15 protein-coding genes and 1 pseudogene are annotated in these 23700 nt (G+C 58.4%); 11 read left to right on the top strand and 5 right to left on the bottom strand.

The window, feature by feature from the left end; translation table 11 throughout:
- Positions 1-1171: 1171 nt before the first annotated feature.
- Positions 1172-2071: a class I SAM-dependent methyltransferase gene (locus AUC68_RS15470; protein ID WP_158008201.1), complete on the top strand. Its 900-nt coding sequence runs from the start codon at positions 1172-1174 to the stop codon at positions 2069-2071.
- A gap of 1094 nt (positions 2072-3165) precedes the next feature.
- Entirely contained in the window at positions 3166-4623 is a 1458-nt protein-coding gene (locus AUC68_RS16240) for a hypothetical protein (RefSeq protein ID WP_141701036.1), read from the top strand.
- A gap of 267 nt (positions 4624-4890) precedes the next feature.
- Here the strand turns inward: AUC68_RS16240 and AUC68_RS01830 are convergent, their stop codons facing one another.
- Positions 4891-5484: a class I SAM-dependent methyltransferase gene (locus AUC68_RS01830; protein ID WP_158008200.1), complete on the bottom strand. Its 594-nt coding sequence runs from the start codon at positions 5482-5484 to the stop codon at positions 4891-4893.
- Positions 5485-6094: 610 nt separating this feature from the next.
- Here AUC68_RS01830 and AUC68_RS01825 point away from each other — a divergent pair.
- The gene (locus AUC68_RS01825) at positions 6095-7138 is read left to right on the top strand and encodes a glycosyltransferase family 2 protein (RefSeq protein ID WP_083240301.1); all 1044 of its coding nucleotides are present in this window, start codon (positions 6095-6097) and stop codon (positions 7136-7138) included.
- A 40-nt stretch (positions 7139-7178) separates the two neighbouring features.
- Here AUC68_RS01825 and AUC68_RS01820 read toward each other — a convergent pair whose 3' ends face one another.
- On the bottom strand, positions 7179-8228 hold the full coding sequence (locus tag AUC68_RS01820) for a sulfotransferase family protein (RefSeq protein ID WP_141701035.1): 1050 nt from the start codon (positions 8226-8228) through the stop codon (positions 7179-7181).
- A 170-nt stretch (positions 8229-8398) separates the two neighbouring features.
- On the opposite strand from AUC68_RS01820, the gene AUC68_RS01815 reads away from it, so the two are divergent.
- The 3 genes from AUC68_RS01815 to AUC68_RS01805 all read left to right on the top strand — a co-directional run bounded on the left by AUC68_RS01815 (position 8399) and on the right by AUC68_RS01805 (position 13798).
- Positions 8399-9616, top strand: coding sequence for a hypothetical protein (locus tag AUC68_RS01815; protein ID WP_141701034.1), 1218 nt, complete (start codon positions 8399-8401; stop codon positions 9614-9616).
- A gap of 351 nt (positions 9617-9967) precedes the next feature.
- Positions 9968-12172, top strand: coding sequence for a class I SAM-dependent methyltransferase (locus AUC68_RS01810; RefSeq protein WP_069436071.1), 2205 nt, complete (start codon positions 9968-9970; stop codon positions 12170-12172).
- Positions 12173-12184: 12 nt separating this feature from the next.
- Positions 12185-13798, top strand: coding sequence for a class I SAM-dependent methyltransferase (locus tag AUC68_RS01805; protein WP_069436070.1), 1614 nt, complete (start codon positions 12185-12187; stop codon positions 13796-13798).
- Between the two features lie 187 nt (positions 13799-13985).
- Here AUC68_RS01805 and AUC68_RS01800 read toward each other — a convergent pair whose 3' ends face one another.
- On the bottom strand, positions 13986-15353 hold the full coding sequence (locus AUC68_RS01800) for a UDP-glucose dehydrogenase family protein (RefSeq protein WP_244500340.1): 1368 nt from the start codon (positions 15351-15353) through the stop codon (positions 13986-13988).
- Between the two features lie 218 nt (positions 15354-15571).
- On the opposite strand from AUC68_RS01800, the gene AUC68_RS01795 reads away from it, so the two are divergent.
- Together AUC68_RS01795 and AUC68_RS01790 are read left to right on the top strand one after the other, a co-directional pair.
- Entirely contained in the window at positions 15572-16579 is a 1008-nt protein-coding gene (locus tag AUC68_RS01795) for an NAD-dependent epimerase (RefSeq protein ID WP_069436069.1), read from the top strand.
- 90 nt (positions 16580-16669) lie between these two features.
- The gene (locus AUC68_RS01790) at positions 16670-18223 is read left to right on the top strand and encodes a mannose-1-phosphate guanylyltransferase/mannose-6-phosphate isomerase (protein WP_244500339.1); all 1554 of its coding nucleotides are present in this window, start codon (positions 16670-16672) and stop codon (positions 18221-18223) included.
- A 34-nt stretch (positions 18224-18257) separates the two neighbouring features.
- On the opposite strand, the gene AUC68_RS01785 is transcribed toward AUC68_RS01790, so the two are convergent.
- Positions 18258-19265: a hypothetical protein gene (locus AUC68_RS01785; protein ID WP_069436067.1), complete on the bottom strand. Its 1008-nt coding sequence runs from the start codon at positions 19263-19265 to the stop codon at positions 18258-18260.
- A gap of 253 nt (positions 19266-19518) precedes the next feature.
- Here AUC68_RS01785 and AUC68_RS01780 point away from each other — a divergent pair, with 253 nt between their 5' ends.
- Positions 19519-20631, top strand: coding sequence for a glycosyltransferase family 4 protein (locus tag AUC68_RS01780; protein ID WP_069436066.1), 1113 nt, complete (start codon positions 19519-19521; stop codon positions 20629-20631).
- Positions 20632-20635: 4 nt separating this feature from the next.
- Here the strand turns inward: AUC68_RS01780 and AUC68_RS01775 are convergent, their stop codons facing one another.
- Entirely contained in the window at positions 20636-21817 is a 1182-nt protein-coding gene (locus tag AUC68_RS01775) for a glycosyltransferase family 2 protein (RefSeq protein ID WP_069436065.1), read from the bottom strand.
- 206 nt (positions 21818-22023) lie between these two features.
- On the opposite strand from AUC68_RS01775, the gene rfbC reads away from it, so the two are divergent.
- Positions 22024-22581, top strand: a complete 558-nt coding sequence (gene rfbC, locus AUC68_RS01770) for a dTDP-4-dehydrorhamnose 3,5-epimerase (RefSeq protein WP_069436064.1) — start codon at positions 22024-22026, stop codon at positions 22579-22581.
- Positions 22582-22650: 69 nt separating this feature from the next.
- Positions 22651-23700: pseudogene (gene rfbB / locus AUC68_RS01765) on the top strand (dTDP-glucose 4,6-dehydratase); the annotation flags it as partial.

Below are 23700 nucleotides of genomic sequence, written 5' to 3'. Positions count from 1 at the left end.
CGATTTAAGCTACCATGCAGCCTAGAGACGTAGACTGACCGTTCAAAGTCTAAATATCTTCAGGGATGACGCTTCAGAGCTAGTCGGGATTTTGAGCGGCCGGACTCACCATTGAGCGCGGACGGAGCGGCAACGTTAGCGTCACCGTTGGCGGCGTGCCTATGATTGGTAGATGCGAATGTATCGCACGCCGCGTCGGGACGCTGTTGCCACTTCGGCCGCGTCTTCTGCGCCGTCCGACCGCCGCATCCGTGCCGAGCTGCACTATAGGAAGCCAGTCGAGCGAAACTCGGGCACGCGCCACGTCATTTTGTTGCGACAATTATGTTCGCAGCCTCGAGGATTGATCTTCCTTCGGGTCGTTTGGAGCTGATGCCAATGTCCAGAACCACTGCTCTCGCAATAGCGTTTTGCTTGTATTCTTCGACAGGCTGGGATGTGGCCGCTCAAGCCCCTCTCGGGGGCCCTGGGGCGCCCCCCGGTATCGACGGGCCCCACTTGCCGCCGGAGGAGCCTTTTGGACCTCCTGGGGTGCCGCCTCGCGCGATCGGGCCTCTCGCGTTGCCCATGAGACCCTAAGAGCGGCCGTACCCCGAAACATTCATCGGCGGCGGTACGGGGCACAAATGCTTACAGGCCGCTCCCTCAGCGCCAGAGGGAGATTGTGCTGGTCCTGGACCGATCGGTCGTACATGAACGGACCGTGGGATTGTTGCTGGTGAGTGAGCATGCCCCACACTCGATCTGAATCCGACTTCTAGCGTCGCGTGTCACTGGACCGAACCTAACCCTGCTGGAAGAGCGCCTCGGACGTCACCGCGCCACAGAGCCGGCAAGACCGTCTTGGCGTGCGGACGGGGCTACTCCAACCCTTCACCCGGAGCGTTGCCCCCGAGCGATGACGCTCATTCTGACCATCTTTGCGCACGCGACCCGCCATCGAACGTGTGAGACAAGCCGAAGGGGCGGAGCGGAAGCTTCATTTCCCCTCATCCAGGCAATGTAGGCTCGGTCGGATTGGCCTGGAGCGCGGCACATTGCCATCGGCGTCCCGTCGTTGCCGGTGCGTAGCTTTGCCTTAGACCGTCAGTTTGAAAAAACCGCTGACCGTTAGACTTCCACATATCGCTAACGTAGCATGCGTTGCAATCCGGCAGCACGGAACTCAATAATGGTAAAACCCATTCGCGAAATATTTAAGGCTCAGACCCTCATGGGGCGTGCGTTGCGAGCTCCTAGAGACATTGTTCTGCGAGGCCCGCTTACGGGAATACGTCAAGGGCAGCAGCGTTTCCGCAAGGAGATGCTTGACGAGCAGAAGCGCCTCCGCGAGGAGATGAGTGGGATATACGAAGAGCTTTCCCGCCTGCGTGACGAAGTCGGAAATTTGAGCCAAGCTGGAACCGGCCTAAGGATCCCGGAGAAGTTCAAGAAGCACGCCGCTCATATTGATGCACTGGGAACTCCGGCCGAAACTGGCGCAATGCTCATCGAGTACATGTGCCAACGTCTCGGCATTGCCGATCTTGGAAAGACCGACGTTCTTGATTTCGGCTGCGGCTGTCGATTTGCCGATGCCATCGTCAACAAGGAACTGCCGATCGGCCGGTATACGGGCATCGACATCGACAAAGAGATGATCGAATTCCTCTCCCGGAACGTTTCCGACACGCGGCTCGCGTTCTACTACTGGGACGTGCAGAACCCCCTGTACAATCCCAACGGTGAAGCTTTGACGTCGAACAGTTCGCTGCCGGTAGGCGAACGGGACTTTGACTTGATTTGCATGTTTTCGGTGATCACCCACCAGTTGCCCGACGACGCTGAAAATCTATTGCGGATTCTGCGGCGGTACGTAAGGCCAGAGGGTCGGCTTTTCTTTTCCGCGAACATTCAAGACATGGATGGCGATTACCGCGAGATGGCACATCGCCCAACCCTCCACAGCGCCTATTCAGCGGCGTTTCTTCAAGGCCTCTTAGCTCGGACCGGCTGGAAATGTTTGTCGCTGGAGGGCAAGACCCCACAAGGCGTCCCGATCCAGGATTCGTTTCTCTGCGCCCCGGTCTAGTGGATCGAGTCTCAGGCTCGACGTTCGACAACGTGCGCCCCACAAACTCCTCCCGATGAAGTGAGGGTCCGTCGATAGCAGGAGACGGGCACGGCGAGCGCCGATGTTTGCCGCAAGCAGTGGATCAGGAGCGACGTTTTACGAGCGGAAGGCCAAAAAATGCGGGGCGGAGACTTTAGGCGCTAGCAAGCTCCGGGCGCTGGAAGACGAAAGCGCCAACCTGAAGAAGCTGGTGGACGAAGCAACATTCGGCGACGCTGTCCTAAAGGACGTCGCTGCAGAAAATTGCAGCGCCCGACGTGCAGCGGGAGCCTGTGGCGCACGCCTACAAGGGAGCACTGCGATAGCCCACGCCGGAGTGCATCTTGTTTTTCATCTGGTCACCGTCGATTACGTTGTAGGAACCGATCTATGCTGGATCGCTTGCGCTCGCAGTAACTCAAGCGTTTCCCTCGGAGACTGTCCGGGCGCGCTGAATATGACCAACTAACGCTAGCGGGCGCAAGGCATGCGCAAGCCCCGTTTGTCGCCGGCATCGCCTATAGGATGTCAGCACTGGCGCTTAGGTGGCGGCGCAGTCACACCTGTATGGGAGCGATTGCGAGACTGGCGGCCAAGCCTGGAGCATTGCTGCCATTTGGCTTCGTGCGCTACCGAGCCAACGACGGCGAAGCATTTTGAGCGTCAAAGATCGTCGACGAGTTCAGCCAGGAATGCCTCGCGATCAAGCGGGTTCTAGCGCTCAAGGCGACCAAGCTAATCAATGGCTCGATTGACCTGCATGTCTGGCGCGAGCCCGAAGGAGGAACGGCTCGCGATCGAGCGGTGGAGGAGACGTGGATACGAAGTGAGTACACGCTACTCTGGGCCACGCTCCCCCGACTCCAGAAGCCTTCCCCGCAATCGACCACAGGCCGGTCATATACCACCGATCAAACTCGACAATTCGGCAAGATTGCTCTTCTGTGCCTTGAACTCTCAAACAGAACTGTCGAAGATGCCGCAGACGCCCCGCCGGACGAGTTCGGCCAGGCTCCACCCCGTATCCAGGTCAGTCTTTTCAAGATGGCCTTCCCCACTATAGTATAATAGACATGTCGAAACGCAAAAAATCCGAACGTATACTTTACTTACATGCTGGCGCCGTCAAAACTGGAACAACGGCAATACAAAATGTGCTCGAAAATTGCCGCGAGCAACTGAAATCGCAACACTTGATCTATCCTTTGTCGTATGGGGCTACGTCCAGCCAATCTGGTCTGATTAGCGGGAACGGAACCACTCTCTTCAACGACGAAGAAACAACAATAGAAGTACTCCAATCTGCAGTAAAGCCTACGGGCCGTAGAGACTCTATATTATTTTCAAATGAAAATATGCTATATAGAGCTGTCAAGAATAACTGCTTTGCATCCGCGGCACACTTTGCACAAAAATTCGGATTTGATAGTGTAAAGGTTTTGTTTATTCTCAGAGATCCAATAGTTCACGCAGCCTCGGTTTGGAACCAAAACGTTGCTAATGGCATTCAAACTAAATCAATAGATGATTGGATTCAGAGTGCTGATTATATACGGATTTTTAGTCGTGGACTTTGTCTTATGCGTTCGCTGTCCAACGTGCAGTTGGAAGTTAGAAACTACTCACATATCAGAGATGACCTGTTTAGCACATTTTTCTCGTGGCTAGGTATCGAGCCATGTGAGCCTAGCTCACATTATACTTTCCCCGGCAATAGGTCGTTGACGCGATCTGAACTGCTGCTTCAACAACAATTGAATAACATCGATCCGTCCTACGCGATAGTTGCGCGTGAGCTCTGCGAAACACTGCCGGATGTCCGTCCAGAAAGAGTTGGCCCCTCAGTAGAGGCGCAGAAGATTTTTTTGGAGAAGAACGAGGAATATCTTGATCTCCTGAATTCATTCCTTCCTGAAGGGGAGAGCCTCGATCTCTCACTTCAGCAGTTTATTACCTTGGATGATGACGCAGGCGCCCAATTGGACCAGCAGCAGTTACGCTCGGTTGCAAACAGCTTGAGGTCAAGGGAGGTCAATGTTCAACGAAGCTCACAAATTTGGCTTAGAAAGTCTGTCAATGAGAAAACTGAACATGTTGCGCAGCTTGAAAAGCAAATTGGGTTGTTAGAGGCCGAGGTCGTGAAACTTAGAGCCGCAGAAAATAAGCTCAAAACGGATGTTGATAATATTAGAGCAAATGCTGATAAAGTCAGAATAGATGCTGATAAAATCAGAACTGATGCGGATAAATTTAGAACTGAATCTTCCAACACAATACAAACGCTCACGTCAGATTTGAACGTTGCAAGGAAAGAGCTGAAAACGATTAAGGAGGACAGTGTTTACTTTTCGGGCATGGTTGGAAGATCTACGATCTTTCGCAAGCCACTTTCGTTTGTCGGATTGTACGTCGTATATATCGGATTTATTGCGGTATCAAAAATTGCAATTCCGGTATTTGGGCTCAAGAGCAAGTTGCAGCGCATTGCGCAGAAGGTAAAGGAAAGAATACTTTGCGCGGTAGAGATTTGACATATTGACAGCGGGCGACCTCTAACTTGGGCACGTGGTACTAACGACGCATAGGCCTAGGCGTCGTTCTAAGCTTGAGCAATGTGAGTTTGAGAGTGGCCGTTGTGGCGCCATCGCTCGCGTTTTGGGAAGTTTGGCTGGATGGTCAGATTAAAGCGGCTGGCCAAAGTCGCTACTATACGGCGTCGGGTCTACCTGAACTTTTTTAGTATGTTTGCGGGGCTCTCAATTGTTACCGCAATATCAGGGTGTTCAAATGCAATGGCCTCACGCTTGGTGGCTCTTGAGTTCTTCGACAAACCGAACGACCCCCGGAAACTGAGTGGAATAGTCATCGAAGACCATGCAGTGACCGGCATTTGCGTAGCGCATGACACTAAGCGCGTCGCGCTTCACCGCTTCATAGGTGTGATCTCCATCGATATACGAAAAGTCGAACGTGTCGCGCCCAGAGTTCCAGTCGGACGCCGAGTCACATTGAATCTTCGTAACGTTCTCCAACATATGGGGGAACCGCTCTGTTGTTAAGTCGAAACAGTCTCCGATGGTCGAGATCCGCGTTAAATCGCAGTATTGGCCTTTCGATGACTCGGCGTATTTCATGATTTCTCGAATAAGGGGAAGTTGGACAAAATTTTGATCCACCTTTGTGTCGAACAGGTCGACGCAAATTAACCGCCTACCGCCGCCCAATGCTGCCAAGGCCAATGAAATAACAGATGCGGACCTTCCCATAAAAGAACCGATCTCAACGCACGTCTTTGGCTGAAACTGAACCACAACACTGTACAAGAGTCCCAAAACCTTTGGGTTCGTGAAGCCCGGGACGGTTGGGCTCATTTCCTGCATGACGCGGTTCACTGACATGTTCGCTCCAACTCAGACGATGACTAACTTGTGGTCGGCTTGTTCGCCCCTATGAATATCAGGGCATCGCACAGAAACAACAAGGAAGTGAGTCGCGATCAGCTCATGGGCCCGATCTATTATTTCGTGATGCCCTGATTGACACGCTCCGGCCAAGGAAGTCTTGACACGGTAACGGCTGAGTCCAAGCGTCCGCGGCCAAAGCGGGGTGCACCACGCCAAAAAGACACGTCACTTGTCTTGATTGTTTCTGAAAAATTTGCAACCTGCCTGCAAGGCTGCCTGTCTCAACACCAACAATATCAAACCCCGACCAATGGAGTCGCAATATTCGGTGCGCATCCAAACATGCGTGTAATGCAAGCCGCCCGCCCTTGGACACCGGACGGCGCCGTTGTTGACCGTCAATCAATTGTTGTCCCGAAGCCTTATTTGCCGTTGCGCAAATGGCCGCACAATTGCCGCCATCGACGTATGTTAGGGCAGGTAACGCTGTCAGCCGAACCACTATAGGTTGGCGTCCGCGGGGCCACTAAGTTGCTGTAAGATGAGTTTTTCGGACTATGCGCACAGATACGCGTCGGAACACGGTAGCTAAAGCATCATGCGACCGCCACTAGTCAGCGTCGTTGTGCCAGCCTTCAACCTGGAGAATTATCTCCAGGAAACGTTGGCGTCCTTGTCAGCACAGTCCGAGAAGCGCTTCGAGGTGCTCGTTGTCGACGATGCCTCATCGGACGCTACGCCAGATCTTGTCGAACACTGGGCCGCAACGGACCCAAGGATCCGCCTGATTAGGCACGGCGAACGCAAAGGCGTCTCCGCCGCTAGAAATCGGGCACTCAGCGAAGCGGTCGGTGACTATGTCCTGTTTGTCGACGGAGACGACGTGGTTCGAGCGGACGCACTCGAGACCCTTACACAATCGGCCCTTGCGGACGACGCAGACATTACCCGGGCGATCCACTGGCTTTGGTATCCGGGCGACCCGGTTTCCCTTCGCCCCAATATGCTGGAAGAACTAAATCATCCGGACATCCGGACATCCTGCTATCGCAGCTGTCCCAGCATGGTGTTTGCCTTTTCAACGTGGAATACGCTTTTCAGACGCGCTTTTCTCCAAGACCTAGGAGCCCGGTTCAACAACGATCTGGAAATCGGCGAGGATCGACTGTTCAACCTGCAAGTCTATCCCCATGCCAGTTCCATCACGTATCTGAAGGACTACACGTATTACTGGCGCATGAACCGGGCCGAGAGCCAGACGTCCAAGATCCGCTCTTCACTGCGTCAAAATTGCGGACAGATGACAGCTAAGCTCATAAAGACCGCACTCACCACATTGGAATACATCGACGCCTCAATGCGAGACCTGCCGACTCATTCGAATTGGCTTAAAGCATCCATCTTCTGCGACGTCATGAACAGGATGCCCACATCCCGCGACGAGTGGTATGAGATAGATGAAGAGCTACGCCGAGATGTTTTGAGAATATTTGATTCTGCAAAATTCCCAATAGAGCTGATCGATTCTCCATTTATTAAGGCCCGTCATCTCGACATGAAAGACGCCTACAAAGAATTTTACTACAGATACAACACTCTAAACGATATAATCGGGGGCATGGCCGAAATACATCGTCGATAGCGAACAGTACTCCTCCTAGAAGCCATGGTATTCCGTACGTCTATTCACCGCCATCGCTACTTATGAGAAGTTTCCTTAAGCCCCTTAGGGGCTTTGTTATTTTCCAGCTTATCGAATTATTCATTCTCTCGCAACGTAACTTATAGCGCGCCGCCTCCGATCTATAATGCGCTGCACCCCGCTTGTACTTATAGAGTTCTCTGCTTGGCTCAACGACAGCGGCCGTCAAGGCCTCCACCAACTTGCTGTCAAACTGGGCTTCGTTTTCAGTCAGGCAACGGCGAAGGTCCTCCGCGGAAACAGGGGTCTCTCCGGACAGTGCCTTTAGGCGTTCATGCATGGAAAAGACAAAGTCGAGACCTCCAATCTCTTCGTCTCGACCGTCGACGCCACGAGACGCTCGCCGAAGACGAGAATCAATAAACTCGTCGCGATACCATTCGATCAACTCAGAGTTGGGCGTTTCGGATGTCAGCGTCGCAATGCGCTCAATTTCCTTTAAAGGCTGCGAGATAAGATCTGTATAGTTCACAACGATTGCGCTTTTCCCGGTCATCGTCGATATTGCGGTCTTGTAATACGTATACCAGAGCAACATTGTATAACGTATATCGCTCCCCAAGACGTGAAATCCGGGATTCACTGCACACCGCTTCTTCTGAGAATTGGCAACCTCTAGTGGGTTTCTAAGGGCTACGACATAATAGACCTTCCCGGTGCCAAGTTCTTGCATGATGGGTTCCCAGAACCACAGCAGCATACACATACGTGGATCCTTCAGGACCCACCGATCGGAGTTGCCGTAGAATTTCTCAAGAAGACGTGCGGCCTCGTCCTTGTAACGCGCTGCTATTTCGTCCCGATTTACGTCCGCAGAGAACCCTGGGATATCCCAAGAGGAACCCAGGTTGCGCAGAAGCGTGTCGTTAAAGCGAACGATGTCGAAATTTTCAAAGTAACCTTTCGGGTTGTCTTGGTCTTTCGTGTCACCGATCGAGCCCAATTCAAAACCACAGGCGTGCGCCGCGGCCGTCAGAGCGGATGTTCCGGAGCGGTGCATGCCAACTACTATGACGCATTTTTTGGCCATTGTTGCTCTTCTACTATCTAATACTCAGCAGGGTGAGGTAACATGCGATATTCGGCGCTTCAATATCGGCGCCAAAATTTCTTGAAAACTTGCATAGCCCAGTTTAGTTGTCGCTGGAAAACGGGTTACCGTACCGATCGTTCTTCGTTGTGCAGTCTGGGATCCGCCTCATGATCTATTTCTACAGCTGTTGCGCGCTCAATTTTGTCCCCGCAGCGCGGGTGCTTTTCGAATCCCTCAAGCAGCAATTTCCTGATTGTCGTACTGTTTTGGGACTGGCCGATCAATTTCCCGACGGTCTTGAGTCAGAGACCCTCGGGATTGACGAGATTTGGTCCCTCGACGAGATGGTATCCGAAATGGAGCAGCCGCGGGGATGGGTTTTCCGTCACAACGTGATGGAACTGGCGACGGCCCTGAAGCCGTTTATGCTCGACAGACTTCTCAAGCGCGATGACTGTGAGGCCGCCATCTTCTTGGACTCCGATTGTGTTGTTTTCACCCCTCTTTCCCCGGTCTTTGACGCCCTGGAAAGGGCCTCCATTATCCTGACCCCGCACATTTGTCGCCCGCACGAGCGCGACGAGTGGATATTTTTCGAGCTCAACCCACACAAAGTTGGCATCTTCAATCTTGGCTTCATAGCCGTAAAGAACACCGAAACGGGCAAGCGCTTCGCGTCGTGGTGGAAGCACCGGCTGCGACGACACTGCCTGATCGAGCACGAGCGTGGGTTGTTCACAGATCAGAAATGGATCGACTATGTCCCGGCGTATTTTGACGACCATGAAATCTTGCGCCAGCCGACATTGAACTTCGCGCGTTGGAACTCCTATCAGCGCGATATCAGTCGGAGCGATTCCGGCGTCATCCTCATCGACGGCAACCCGGCAGAGTTTATCCACTTCTCCGGCTTCTATAAGGTGGGCGGCTACGTCAAGGGCCTTTACGATCAGGCCACGAAGCCGTTCTGCAATGATGTCGCACTACTGGACGAGCTCACGGATTGGTATGCTGGGAAGCTGAAACGAGACGCGGAACGACCCGTCTTCAGCGGCCCGTGGCATTTCGGCTATTACGACGACGGAACGGAAGTCTCCCAACAAGAGCGCAAATTTTTCCGTAGTAATGATGCCCTAATGCAGAGGTTTCCAGACCCCTTCGCAACCGCAGGGAACAATAGTTTCAAGACCTACTATGACAGCTGTCAATCGCACGGAACGGGGGCCGGTCAAAATCACGCGGCCCAGCAAGGCGGCACCGAAAATACCGCAGAACCCCCTCGCCCCGGACGGCCGCAAGGCACCTCGTCCGACGGGGTTCGCAGGATTTGGAACAGGGTCAAACACAAGACCTTAGGCCTAGCAAGACGCTGTGTGTCGAGTTAGCTTCCTCTAGAAATCTCAGCGGAGGGGAGGGGAGTTATTCAGGCATCCAAGGTTGGGCCACAAACGTGGGGCCACGGGGCTCGACACGCCAAAGATGAGGCTCGCGGGTGACCCCTCGGCCGTGACCGACTGCAGTTGCCTCGCGCCGGCGGCTCAGGGCCAAAGAACAAGAGGCTCACAGCCAAAGAAAGAGAGTAGTCGGGACCGTCGCACAGTTCCGAGAAGTACTACACGTAACCCACGAGTTATAATGTCGAACAACAAAACATTATATTCTATCTTTGTCGATAGTGGCCCGAAATTTCAGCATCAGCCCTAATATTTGCCCAGACGCTGCATAATATCGGCGGCGTGAGCTACGATCGTATCTACGCCCATATCCCGGATCCGAAGAGCCCAGTGATTGCCCCCCTTAAGGACAAGGGCGTCAATGTCTTGGAGGGCAAGCGCTTCGGCGACGAAAAATACTGTAACAAGATCTCACAGGTGGACAGCGTCGATCGATTCATTGCCGATGGTGGGGATTTCGTTTTTCTGTGCGACTGCGATCTCGCCTTCGCCAGTCCTGTCGGCGATATGGCGCCAAAATCGGATGTGATCTGCGGCAAGACCGTCGATTTCCCCAATCCACGGTTGGACAAGATCATCGAGCTGCTAAACGCGGCAGGCTTTGACGATCTGCCGCCACCTACGAGGGACACCCTCACGCACGAGCCGACCCTTCGCGGGAACCTGAACGGGGGAATCTACGGAATCCCTGTGAAGTGGTTGCGTGAGTTCGGGGATGTGTGGAAACAAATTGCGCTTGATCTCCTGAATTGCCCGCAACGCCTCGAGATCCTCGGACCACACGCGATCCATGTCGATCAGATGAGCTTCTGCATGGCGCTCCATTCCACGGGCTATCCGCTGGAAATCTTGCCGCTCACCTACAATTGCCCTACCCACGTGCCACTACCAATGTCCGGGCGTGAACTGACCGAAAGGCCTCTAATCCTTCATTATCACGACAATCTCGATGACGATGGGAGGCTAGGCCCTTGCGGAACTTTGGCAATTGATGCAGTCATCCAAACGATCAATGAAAACATCGAGCCCCTTTCCACTTCAATGTTGTTAAAAAGTAGCGACGCGCCAGAAAGCAGCGCGCGGAAGAGAAGCGAGACTGTGGTCAAAAGCAACCAAGAGGCCTTGCGGCATCTGCTCGTCACGTACGGTATTTGCCGCTCGAAGAGCACGCTCGATTTCCGGTGCGGAACCGCGTCACACATCCTCGGCCTCGACATCAGTAACTACAAGGCACTCGAGCCCCGCGAACGCGAGGCCCATGCGGCGGCACGGCGCTATCCCAACCTGGAAATCCTCAACCAAGGCTTGGCCGAACTCGAAAACGACGACGGGCAATATGAAATCGTCTTGTGCACCGATCTATTCGCTGCAGAGGCCGAAGGTGAGGATATCAACGCACTCATTGCGGCCCTCGCCGCACGCACTCAGAAGCGGTTGATCGTCGTTGGGCCGGATGTCTCGTGGACCAAAGACAGCACGATTCCGGGAGACTTTCGCTCGCTGACCCTCATGATGGAAGAGACCGGTCGCTTTGCTCATGTCTACAAAGCCGGAAACGTCGGCGGCGGCGACGTGCTTATAGGTGAGTGCGACTTCGTCCCCCAAATCGGCAAGCAAGGCGCTAAGAACGATATGGATGATGCGCTGCTCGCTTCGGCGATTGCGAGCTCGGAATTCGGTGATGCCTTGGTCGAATGCGTGTCGATATCCCGTGCCGTTTTTGGTTGGTATACGGAACACACACCGAGGTTGTTTGAATATCCCTGGTTGCTCTCGTGCTTTGGCTCAGACCTGCGCCAGCAGCGCATCGGCGATCTTGGCGCCGGACTATCGGCCCTGCCATTCGCACTTGCCAATCGAGGGGCGGACGTTCGCACGGTCGATAGCCATACGCGCATTGTTTCTAACGAGGGCGCATCGCAGTTCAATGAGTGGGGCTTCTACGACTATGGCAAGGTTCATTCGCGGATCTCGAGTCTCAATGCCGAGATGCGCGCTGAAACGTATGAGCCGAGATCTTTTGACGCCTGGTATTCCATCAGCGTGATCGAGCACATGCCCGCAGACATTCGGCGAAATCTGATCAAGGTCATCGCCACGACGCTCAAGCCGGGCGGCAAATTGTACCTCACACTCGATCTGGAAAAGCGCTCGCAGGACCTTTGGATCTTGAATGAAGGCAAGGCGGTGGAGGCGCGCGACCAACACGGCACACTAAGCTCGATCGTCCAGGAGTTGCGTGCTGCGGGATTCGCCGTTGGGACCGAGCGCATCATGCCGCTGCCGCTCAGCCTTCGTGTCGATCTCGGCTTTTTGGAAGCAACGCTCTACAGCGCTCCGCTCTGCAAAGAGGCGGTGGCTGACGACCTCGCCGCCTCGCCTCCACGGGCATCCTCCGACGCTCGTTGGAAGGAGCGCGTCAAGGCCGTACTTCCCCGCCCAGTTATCGACGTTGCAAGACCAATCGCACGTCGTCTGTTGCGATAAGTAGGGCGCCTGATGACCGACACGATTGAACAGGTGGGGATGCCGCTCAGTCCTGTGCGCATCATTTTCCACTCTGTCTGCCGCCAACGCGCTCTGATTGATCTCTATTATCAGATCATTACGATCCGAGCCTTTATCGAGAACCCAATTCTCGATCTCGTCGTTTTCATGGAGCCCTGCCCTGACGGCGACGAGGTGGATTGGAGCATTCTCGCAAATGAGCTTCGTGATGACAGAGTACATTTCTACTTGGAAGGCGACACCCTTGAAGCCCCTCCAAAGGATACGCTCGTCCTTAAAATGAAGGTCGGGCTCATCGCGATTCGCAAGTTCAGCGTCACCGCGCCTGGAACCCTCACGGACGACGGTCATATCTGTCTTGTTGTCGACGACGGCAACTGCGACGGGGACGGACTACCTCCACAAGATGCGTTGGACCTGAGTGAGACGCTGGGAGACGGATTGGTGAGGCTGGACGACTTTGTCGACGGCCTTGGCGCCCGGAGGATCGGAGCTCTCGAGGAACGCAGCGGGCAACGCCTACACGAATTTCGCCTACTGCTGCGGAACTCGCATTCGAACCGACTGTTCTGGAACAACCGGTACGAGATGAATCCGGCTCTCGGCAGCGGGATTGGCTCGCGCGGTATCTACAAGTACCTCAAACAGCTCCTCTTGCTGCGAAACATTCCAATCGGCGAAGTGAGCGTCCTGGACTTCGGCTGCGGCGATCTCGAGGTGCTCCGTGAGCTGGAAATAGAGAATTATACGGGAGTCGATGTCTCAGAAGAGGCTATTCAAAGAGCAAGTCGTTCGCGTCCGGATTGGACTTTCGTCCATGGCTCGATCCTGGAGGCCGAAGTCGACCCCGCCGATGTCGTTCTTTGCTTCGAGGTTGTCATTCATTGCCCAAGCCCAACCGAGTTTGAGGCCCTAATCCATCGGATTTGCAGTAAGGCAAAGAAACGCGTCATCATTTCAGGCTACGATTTCCCGATTAGGCTCGGTGAAATGACGTTCTTTCATCGGTCGCTGGTCGATACCCTAGCCGAGATGCCGGGGTTCACCCCACCAACGAAGCTTGCGTCCTACCACGACTTGTCCGTCTATTGCATGGACCGCTTGGATAGTGGCTTGTTGCCTCCTTGCCCCTTAACAACCCAAGATATGCTCACCAGCGTATTGGTCCAAAACGACTGGGTCGCAGACATGCAAAGAGGCCATACCGTTATGGCCAAGCGCATCCGGGATCTAGTCGATGGGAGGACCAGCCAACTTCAGAAACCAATTGCGAAGCTAGTGGAAACTCAGCGTCAGTTAGACGAAAGAATTTCTACCAAGATGGGCATGGAATTGGCGGAATCGCGTAACGTCGTCGACCGGTTGCGCAACGAATTGACAGAATCACATAAGGACATGGACCGGTTGCGCAACGAATTGACAGAGTCACATAAGGACCTGGACCGGTTGCATAACGAATTGACGATATCGGGCGACAAAGTCAGGACGTTGCGCGACGAGCTACGCGCCGCAAACAACAAACTAGCCCGACTGACGCAAACCGTTAGTTGGAAGGTTACGCAACCGCTACGATCTCTTCGCAAATTGACGAGGACCAAAAAGTAGCAGACAGGCAAGTCGGATCAAATTTCGCGTCCGTGCGAACTGTCGAAGCGTGCGCACAGAGCCCGCACGCAATGCTACCAAAGGCTCCACTGGCAGCAGCCACATTCGCCGCTTGCCGGCAAGCTAACCCCCGGCCAATCAGCGCGCAGGGCTAGACCCGGCTAAGCGTCAATCCCCGACCATCCCGCTAGGTTGCGATTGTCTCGGCTACGCCACGGTCGTGAGCATTTTTGCCCATCTCCGGCCCCACATGGCCCCGCCCGACGCCCGTGTAGACGAAGCCGGCTTCCGCGGCGAGCTTCGGTGCGTACACGTTCCGCAGGTCGACGAGAACGTCTCCATTCATCGTAGCCCGCAGCGCCTTCAGGTCGAGCGCCCGGAACTCGTTCCACTCGGTCAGCACCAAGAGCACGTCCGCATCTCGTGCCGCCTCAAGCGGATCGGCGAACCACGATACGCCGGGCAGCAACTCCTCGGCGTTGGAACGGCCTTGCGGATCGCAAGCGCGAATTTCCGCGCCCCGCGCTTGTAGCATCGGCAGGATCACGAGGCTCGGCGCCTCGCGCATATCGTCCGTATTCGGCTTAAAGGTCACGCCGAGCACGGCGACGGTCTTGCCCCGGACCGTACCCCCGGCCGCGGCTTCGACGCGCGCCGCCATGGCGATCTTGCGCTCCAGATTGGCTTTCTCGACCTGCTCCACCAAAGAACAAGGGGCTCTTGGCTTCCCGCGCGTCCGGCACAATGGCACTGACGTCCTTCGGGAAGCACGACCCGCCATAGCCCGGCCCCGCGTGCAGGAACTTGTCCCCGATGCGCCCGTCGGCGCGACCGCGTTGGCCACCTCGCTGACATCCGCCCCAACCATTTCACAGAGATCGGCGACCTCATTGATGAAGGTGATCTTCATGGCGAGGAATGCATTGGCGGCATATTTCGCAAGCTCCGCCGATTCGCGGCTGACGAACATGACCGGCGCGTCCCGCAGCGCGATCGGCTCGTAGAGGCGTGCCATGACCTCGCGGCCGCGGCCATCCGCGGCAGCGACAAGCACGCGGTCGGGATGGGTGAAGTCGCGGATCGCCGAGCCCTCGCGCAGGAACTCGGGATTCGAACACACTGCGAAATCGGCATCGGGGCGGAGCTGTCTGAGGCGGCGCTCAATCTCACGGCCGGTCCCCACCGGCACGGTCGACTTCGTCGTGATGACCACGTTGCTACGCGCATGCGGCGCAAGTTCCTCCACCGCCTCGAAGACATAGGTGAGATCGGCATATCCGTCGCCGCGCCGGACAGGCGTACCAACCGCGAGGAACACGACGTCCGCGTCGCTGACGGCCTCGGGCAAGGACCCGGAAAAGGACATGCGGCCCTTCGCGACATTGCGCGCAACCAGATCGTCCAGTCCGGGCTCGTAGATCGGAATCTCGCCGCGCTCGAGCTGCGCGAGCCGGTCCTCATCGTTATCGACGCAGGTGACGTTCCAGCCGAAGTCCGAAAAGCAGGCTGCGGAGACCAGGCCCACATAGCCCGCCCCGATCATGCAGATTTTCACGCGGCAGCTCCTCATCTGAACCAAGGTCGTTCTTAGATCGATCACTGGAACGAGGCAATAGCGGGGGAGCCGGATTCTGGGGTCATGCCTAATCGCGCTCATCGCGGGCCCGAGCGGGCCCCGGGCCAGCTAGACTTGGCAGATCGCATTCGCTATCAACACCTCGCCACCGCGACGGCAATCATGGGTCGCGCAACGATCCCAGCGAGCAACGAAGCATGAGAGTATTGGTCACCGGCGCCGCCGGATTTATCGGCTTCCACGCGGCCCGTGCCCTGCTCGACCGCGGCGATGACGTCATCGGCTTTGACAATCTCAACGACTACTACGATGTCGGCCTGAAAGAGGCGCGCCTTGCGGAGCTGGCGCCCTATGAAAGCTTCACCTTCGCCAAGGGTGATCTCGCCGACAAGGACGCCGTCGAGAGCGTCTTCGCGGAGCATCGCCCCGAGCGGGTGATCCATCTCGGCGCGCAAGCCGGCGTGCGCTATTCGCTGACCCACCCGGATGCCTACGTCGCCTCGAACCTCGTCGGCTTCGTCAATATTCTCGAGGCTGCCGCCACGGGCAACGTGGATCATCTGGTCTATGCCTCTTCCAGCTCCGTCTACGGCGCCAACACGGAAACGCCGTTCAGCGTTCACCACAATGTCGACCACCCATTAAGTCTTTACGCCGCGACCAAGAAGTCGAACGAGCTGTCCGCCCATGTCTATGCGCACCTCTTCGGCCTGCCGGTGACGGGCCTGCGCTTCTTCACGGTCTACGGTCCGTGGGGCAGGCCGGACATGGCGCTGTTCAAGTTCGTGAAGCGGATCTTGGCCGACGAGCCGATCGACGTTTACAACCAGGGACACCACGCACGCGACTTCACCTATATCGACGACATCGTCGAGGCGGTCGTCCGTGTGAGCGACCGGGTGCCCACGCCCAATCCCGAATGGTCGGGCGATCATCCCGATCCCGGAACCTCGTCGGCCCCCTACCGGCTCTACAACATCGGAAACCACAGCCCCGTGCAGTTGATGGACTTCATCGGGGCGATCGAAGCGGCGCTCGGCCGTGAGGCGAAGAAGAACTTTCTGCCGCTCCAGCCCGGCGACGTTCCCGAGACCTTTGCGGACGTGACCGACCTTACCGCCGATGTCGGCTTCTCGCCGGATACGTCGATCGAGGACGGCATTGCCCGCTTTGTCGCGTGGTACCGCGACTATTACAAAGTTTGACGACCCGGCTTTACGGCCCCTCGAAGCACGCTCGGGACGCCGGCACGCGGGAGGTCCCTCACACGCCTGTCTTCAGCCTCGGACCCGACAGTGCTATGTGTCGCCATCCCGGCCGGACACGGTCGGCCCCACCGGGATTTCCGCGCCGTTCCCTCCCAGGAGCGGCACCTCACGGACAACACGCAGGGACCGAGCGACGGACAGATTGAGGAGTTGAAGGTGGCCATTTATCCCACCATCTTGTCGGGCGGATCGGGCACGCGCCTTTGGCCTCTTTCGCGGCGCGACCTGCCGAAGCAATTCTTGAAGCTGTTCGGCGACGAAAGCCTGCTGCAATCGACCTGCCGGCGGCTGGCAAACCCGCTCTTCGAAAGCCCGACGGTGATCGGCAATCACGACCATCGCTTCTTGATCCAGGAGCAACTGGCCGAGATCGGCATCACGCCGCGCCACGTCGTACTGGAACCTGTGGGGCGCAATACGGCGGCGGCGGCGGCAACCGCGGCGCTCGTCGTGGCCGCGGAAGACGAGAACGGCCTGGTCCTCTTGCTGCCGTCCGATCACATCGTTCCCGACGCGGACGCTTTTGCCGCATGCGTCCTCAAGGGCGTCCCCGCAGCGGAGCAAGGGGCGCTCGTGACCTTCGGCGTCGAGCCGGACCACCCCCATACCGGATACGGCTATCTCGAAATCGGTGACCAGACAGGCGAGGCCTGGACCGTCGCGCGGTTCGTGGAGAAGCCGTCCCAAGAGGCCGCACAAGACTATCTCGAGTCCGGCCGCTTCCTCTGGGACGCCGGCGTGTTCCTGTTCGGCGCGAAGCAGATGATCGCGGCGTTCGAGGCCCTTGCGCCCGGGATCCTGAGAGCCGCGGCGGATGCGCTGGCCAAGGCACATCGCGAAACCGGCGCTATGACGCTCGACCAGGAGGCCTATGAGAGCGCCGAGAATATCTCGCTCGACTACGCCATCATGGAGAAGGCCGACAACGTGCGCACCGTACTGCTGCGGACCGCTTGGAGCGATGTCGGCTCGTGGTCGGCGATTTGGGATGTGCTGAACAAGGACGAGGCCGGCAACGTGGCCCATGGTCCCGCCGCGATCAACGTGCACGGCACCACGAACTCCTATGCCTATAGCGACCGGGCCAGCGTCTCGATTGTCGGGCTCGACAATGTTGTCGTGGTGGCGACCAAGGACGCCATCCTCGTCGCTTCCAAGGACAGCGCCGAATCCGTGAAGGATCTCGTCGCCGCCCTGAAGGGCGGGGAGGAGACGCTGCGCCACACGCGCGTCTACCGGCCCTGGGGCTGGTATGAGGGGCTCGCCTCCGGCGAGCGCTATCAGGTCAAATGCCTGATGGTGAAACCGGGCGGGAAACTGTCCCTGCAAAGCCACCGGCACCGCGCCGAGCATTGGGTCGTCGTCCAGGGAACAGCGAGCGTCACGCTCGGCGGCGAGACGCGGCTCTTCGGCGAAAACGAATCGACGTACATCCCCATCGGCGCGAAGCATCGCCTCGCCAATCCGGGCAGCGTTCCCGCGCTATTGATCGAGGTCCAGTCCGGGTCCTATCTGGGCGAAGACGATATCGTGCGCTACGAGGACATCTACGGCCGGCTGAAGGACCCCAAGGACCTCTAGGGCGGGGTTCACGCACTGTGCGCCGGGGCGCGGCCTAGGGTTCGGCGCCGTGACGGCGCGCGATTGCGGCCACTTCCTCGGCCGTCGCGCGATGGATTTCCGGCCGGTCCTTCAACGGGGCGAGCTCGGGGTGCGCCAGGAAGCGTTCGAGATCGGCCTGCCACGTCTCGTAATTCGGCAGCGGCTGGCCGCCTTCGAAGGATCGATACGGAATCTCTCCGACAAGTCCCGCGACCGTCTTGTTGTAGCTCGCAAACCGCTGACGAATCCGGGCCGCATCCGTGTCCGTGAGCCGGAAGCGCCCGCGATAGGCCGGATCGCTCAAGGCCAAGTCCTTGAGGATCCAATAGATCCGGGCCCCATGCAGGCCATGCCGGTTGAGCAGGAGTTTGAAGCCCAGCAAATTGCCGGAGATGGAGGGATTGGCATCGCTCCGTTCGACGGTTCCCGGCACGGCAAGACCGATCCGTTGAAAGAAGTCCTCGACGATGTCCTGCTTGAAAAGCCGGCTGCGGTCGAAATGGCCAAACGTCGCTTCGTCCGAGAACCAACGCCAGAAGTTCGAGATGAGCCAAAGCGGGCGTCTGTAGCGGCGTGCGCAGTAGTCCTCGAAGCTCAGATCGAGCCCCGAGCTCTGCACCTGTTGTGCATAGTCGCTGCTGGCGGTCTCCAGGAACTCGCGGACATAGCAAATCGTCCTGATGCGACACGCGCCACGCCTCGAGCCGCCAGGCGCGCCGAAAAAGGCGATCACGCCAGGGTAGCCCCGGACGCTCTGAAAACCTTCGCTGCTGACGATGACACGATCGAACGGCGCTATCTCCGCGTCGAACTCATTTCGTAGCGCGCGCAAGCCCCCCCAAAGCGGCTTGAAGCGCTTGCAAGCGTCGGCAATGTCGTGATGGGCGATACGCCGGCCGCATCCGGCCACAGGGTAGCAGATGCCCTGAGCGGCCAGTGTGCTCCGGTTGGCGAGCAGATGCCGTTGCACGCTGGTGGTGCCGGTCTTGGGAAGACCGATATGCAGCGTGATGTCTTTCATTCAAACGTCGTTCCACGTCGTTGCCGGGGGATTTTGAGCCGCACAACCTACCCCGGCCAAAACGGTCTGTCCCGCCTCTTCCCTGTCCGGAGACGCCGCGCTTGGGCCTGCCGCTGGGAGCCCCGTACCGACGATAGGCCCCTGACGATTGTCAGGGCGCGGCGCGCATGCGAAGACCTGCACCGGATAGCCCGTTGCGGGGCGGCAGAGATATATCAACGGCAGGTCAAGGTGCGGCGATGCGAGGTCCCTGGTGAAGCCCCTGGTATCTTTCATCTATCTTGGCCGCCAAGGGGCCCTCGGCCGGTTTGCGCTGGAGCTCGCCCAAAGCGCGGCGCGGGCCGCCGGACAACGGTTCGGCTTCATCATTTCATCCGATAGCGAGGTCGCCGACGATTTCGCCGCATCCGGTCTGGACGTCTTCCAGGTTCCCACGTTTCGCCAGGCGACGCCGATCAACCTCCTCAAGCGCTTCCCGGCGACACGCCGGCGGCTGCTGGAGCACCTGAAAGAGACGGATCCGGCGGCCGTGGTCATGCTGATGCCGCATGTCTGGTCGCCGCTGTTGGCACCGGCCATCCGCAAGCTCGGAATCAAATACGTGACGATCATCCACGACGTCGTCCCGCATCCAGGCGACCGCACGGCTATCGTGACGCCCTGGCTGCGCCGCGACGCCAAGGAGGCCGATCTCGTCATCACGCTGTGCCGCGCCGTCGCCGAGCGCATCGTCACGTCCAAGCTCGCCCCGCCCGAACGGGTGCTTCCGCTCTTTCATCCCGATCTCACCTACGGCGCGATGCCAAAGATCCGGGAACGCCACGATCCGCTGCGCCTGCTCTTCTTCGGGCGGATCATGGCCTATAAGGGCCTTCCCCTCCTGATCGACGCCGTCGAGGCCCTACGGCAATCGGGGCTCGAGGTGGACCTCGGCGTGGCCGGTTCGGGAGCCTTGGGCGAGGATCGCGTGCGGCTCGAGGCGATGGGCGCCGACATGACCAACCGATGGATCGCCGATTCGGAGGTGCGCGACATCTTTTCGCGCTTCGACGCAATGGCGTGTTCCCACGTGGAGGCAAGCCAATCGGGCGTCGTGAGCGCCGCCTTCGGCAACGGCCTGCCCGTCGTCGCCATGCCCATCGGCGGCATCGCCGAACAGGTCGTCGACGGCCGGACCGGCCTGCTTGCCCGCCAGATCACGGCGCCAGCGTTTGCCGACGCCATCCGCCGGCTCGCGACCGAGCCAGGGCTGTACGAGAGCATCGCCAGGACGCTGATCGAGGAGGCGCCACACCGTTCGATGGACCGCTTCCTGAGCCAGATCGCAAGCGAAGTGAGGCGATTGGCTCCCGGACGGACGGCTTAGCCCCTCAGCCCCGATAGAGCGCCAGCGCACGGTCGAGGGCATCCTGGTTGCCGAAGCTGAACCCGTAGCTCTCATCCCGGAACGTCACCGTCGCCTCGGCGCACGGCCCGGTCCGGCCGATCGTCACAACCGCCTGATCGGCGTCCGCTGCGGCACCCTCTCCAATCGCGACGGGCGCCCCGGACCGTGACTCGGCGAGCCGGAGCATCGCCGCGAAACACACGGCGCGCGCGAGCCCCGTGGCGAGATAGTCCTCGACGCTTTTCACGTATTCGGGGTAGCGATCGAGAATCTGGAGCGTGGCGCGCCGGCTCCGCGCCTGCCAGCCGCCGCCGAAACTCTGGCCGCCGACATGGAAGACATAGGCATTGGTGGCCACGACATTGCGCAGGCCAAGCCTCGCCGCCTGCAGGGAGAACCCGCTGTCTTCGCCATAGCCGCGGCCGAACGCCGTGCTGAAGCCGCCGATGCGCTCGATCGCGTGGCGGGACATGCCCATGCAGAACCCGACCCCGCGCGGCAAGCCGATCTCGGTACTCAAACGCAACCCCGCGAAAGCGGCATCGATTTCCGCGGTCGTGGCCCCGAACGGGCGCGGATTTGGATAGTTCAGCTCAGGGAAGCCGACGCCATAGGCCGCGTTCGAAAACGGAGTCGCGGTCGCGATGTCCGGTGCGGCCTGAAGGGCCCGGGCGATGCGCCAGAGCGCACCGGCAGGGACTTCGGTGTCCGTGTTCAGCACGATCACATCCCGCCGGCTCGCGGCAAAACCCCGGTTGCAGGTCTCGACGAAACCCATATTCTGTTCGTTTTCAATGAGTTGCCAATCAGCACGGTCGGCGCATGCAGCCTGCAACATGGGCCCGACGCGCGGGTCGGGGCTCGCATCGTCGATCACGACGACGCGTCCGGGTAGCTCGGGATCGTTTCCGAGCGCCTCGAGTAGCGCTCGTGTCTGCTCGAAATTGCCATAGACGGGCACGACGATGTCCGTGATGCCCTGCACCGTCGCGCTCACGGCCACGTCCTCCGCCGCATGGATTTCGGGCACATGCCGGATGACCCGCCGGCGCGACGTGCGGTTCAGCATCGTCAGCATGAGGTAGCGCAGGAGCAGGAGCGGCGCCTTGAGATGGCCGACGCGCCAAGCGGACGCCAGAAACTCAACCAGCTCACGTATCGACATGACGATCCTTCAAGCTCCGTGCCGGATCGGAGTCCGGCAGAGGCGACGCCGTTGCATAGTTCGCCTGTGGAGGCGCCGCAAGGGTCCAGCTCTGGCCCGGGGCGCCGGCGGCAGACGCCCGCCAAAGCCCTGAGATGAGACTTCGCCTTCGCGGCAATCCTTGCTAGTGGAGGGAGCCAAACCTTTCCAGACGAGCGAGCCGAGTAATGAAGGCAACAAATCTGAAGCTTCCGGGGCTCATTCTGATCGAGCCGAATATTTTCAGGGATTCGCGGGGGTTCTTCTCCGAAACCTACAACGCCCAGCAGTTCGCGGAAGCCGGCATCACCGAGGCATTCGTCCAGGACAATCACTCGCACTCGGCCGACCGCGGCGTCATTCGCGGCCTCCACTTCCAGGCCCCGCCCCACGCCCAAGACAAGCTTGTGCGCGTCAGCCGCGGGGCCATTCTCGACGTTGCCGTCGATATCCGGGTCGGTTCGCCCACTTTCGGGCAGCACGAGGCCGTGGTGCTGTCGGCCGAGAATTGGCATCAGCTCTGGGTGCCGAAGGGGTTTGCACACGGCTTCTGCACCCTGGAACCTGATACCGAGGTCCAGTATAAGGTCACCGAGTTCTACGCACCGGAGGTTGATTTCGGGCTCGCTTGGGACGATCCGGCGTTGGGCATCGACTGGCCCGTGCGGGGGGAGGAAGCCGTTCTGTCGCCGAAGGATCGGAAACATCCGAGACTCGCCGAGCTGCCAGAGCATTTCAGCTACTGAAATTGATACGGGTTTAGGCGTGCGGCAAGCATTCGTGCCGTTCTCGGAGAAAGGTCGTTAGGAGTATCCATGAGAATTATCGTGACCGGGGGGGCCGGCTTCATTGGTTCCGCAGTGTGCCGGCTCCTAGTCGGCGAGTTGGCTGCCGACGTCCTGAACATCGATAAGCTGACCTACGCCGCCAATCTGGCATCGCTCGATCCGATTGCGGACCGGTCCGGTTACAGCTTCTTGCAGGCCGACATCTGCGATCGCGAGGCCATGGATCGGGCTTTCGGCGAATTCAAACCGGACGCTGTGATCCATCTTGCGGCCGAGAGCCACGTCGACCGGTCGATCACCGGGTCGGGCGCGTTCATCGAGACCAACATCGTGGGCACGTACACACTGCTCGAAGCCGCGCGCGCCTATTGGTCGTCCCTCTCCAAGGATGCGGCGGAGACGTTCAGGTTTCTGCACGTCTCGACCGACGAGGTCTACGGATCGCTGGGGGCGGAGGGTCTGTTCCGAGAGGACACGCCCTACGATCCGAGTTCGCCCTACTCATCGAGCAAGGCTGCCTCCGACCATCTCGCCATTGCCTGGTACCGGACCTACGGCCTGCCTGTGGTGATCTCCAACTGCTCCAACAATTACGGTCCCTATCAGTTCCCCGAAAAGCTCATTCCATTGATGATTCTGAATGCCCATGACGGCAAACCTCTCCCGGTTTACGGCAACGGCCAGAATGTGCGCGATTGGCTCTATGTCGAAGACCACGCGAGAGCGCTTCACCTGATCCTGACGCGCGGACGACTGGGGGCGAAATACAATGTCGGCGGGCGCAACGAACAATCCAACATGTCGGTGGTCGAGCGAATTTGCGCGCTGATGGACTCCTACGACCCGATGGGCGCCCCGCACGATCGGCTCGTGACGTTCGTCGCCGACCGGCCCGGACACGACCTGCGATACGCCATCGACGCAACGCTCCTCGAAACGGAACTCGGCTGGCGCGCGCAAGAGAACTTCGCAAGCGGCATGGAGAAGACGGTCCGTTGGTATCTCGACAATCCGGACTGGTGGCGGCCGCTCCGCGACGGCGTCTACGAAGGCGAACGGCTTGGATTGCTGGCGGGC

It is taken from the genome of Methyloceanibacter methanicus (genome assembly GCF_001723285.1).
GTDB lineage: Bacteria > Pseudomonadota > Alphaproteobacteria > Rhizobiales > Methyloligellaceae > Methyloceanibacter > Methyloceanibacter methanicus.
The sequence above is the reverse complement of the archived record's forward strand: the minus strand, read 5'-3'. Positions and strand labels throughout refer to the sequence as shown.

Coding starts and splice junctions, on each gene's coding strand:
- AUC68_RS15470 (WP_158008201.1), top strand. CDS start 1,172: ATGGTAAAACCCATTCGCGAAATATTTAAGGCTCAGACCCTCATGGGG.
- AUC68_RS16240 (WP_141701036.1), top strand. CDS start 3,166: ATGTCGAAACGCAAAAAATCCGAACGTATACTTTACTTACATGCTGGC.
- AUC68_RS01825 (WP_083240301.1), top strand. CDS start 6,095: ATGCGACCGCCACTAGTCAGCGTCGTTGTGCCAGCCTTCAACCTGGAG.
- AUC68_RS01820 (WP_141701035.1), bottom strand. CDS start 8,228: ATGGCCAAAAAATGCGTCATAGTAGTTGGCATGCACCGCTCCGGAACA.
- AUC68_RS01815 (WP_141701034.1), top strand. CDS start 8,399: ATGATCTATTTCTACAGCTGTTGCGCGCTCAATTTTGTCCCCGCAGCG.
- AUC68_RS01805 (WP_069436070.1), top strand. CDS start 12,185: ATGACCGACACGATTGAACAGGTGGGGATGCCGCTCAGTCCTGTGCGC.
- AUC68_RS01795 (WP_069436069.1), top strand. CDS start 15,572: ATGAGAGTATTGGTCACCGGCGCCGCCGGATTTATCGGCTTCCACGCG.
- AUC68_RS01785 (WP_069436067.1), bottom strand. CDS start 19,265: ATGAAAGACATCACGCTGCATATCGGTCTTCCCAAGACCGGCACCACC.
- AUC68_RS01775 (WP_069436065.1), bottom strand. CDS start 21,817: ATGTCGATACGTGAGCTGGTTGAGTTTCTGGCGTCCGCTTGGCGCGTC.
- rfbC (WP_069436064.1), top strand. CDS start 22,024: ATGAAGGCAACAAATCTGAAGCTTCCGGGGCTCATTCTGATCGAGCCG.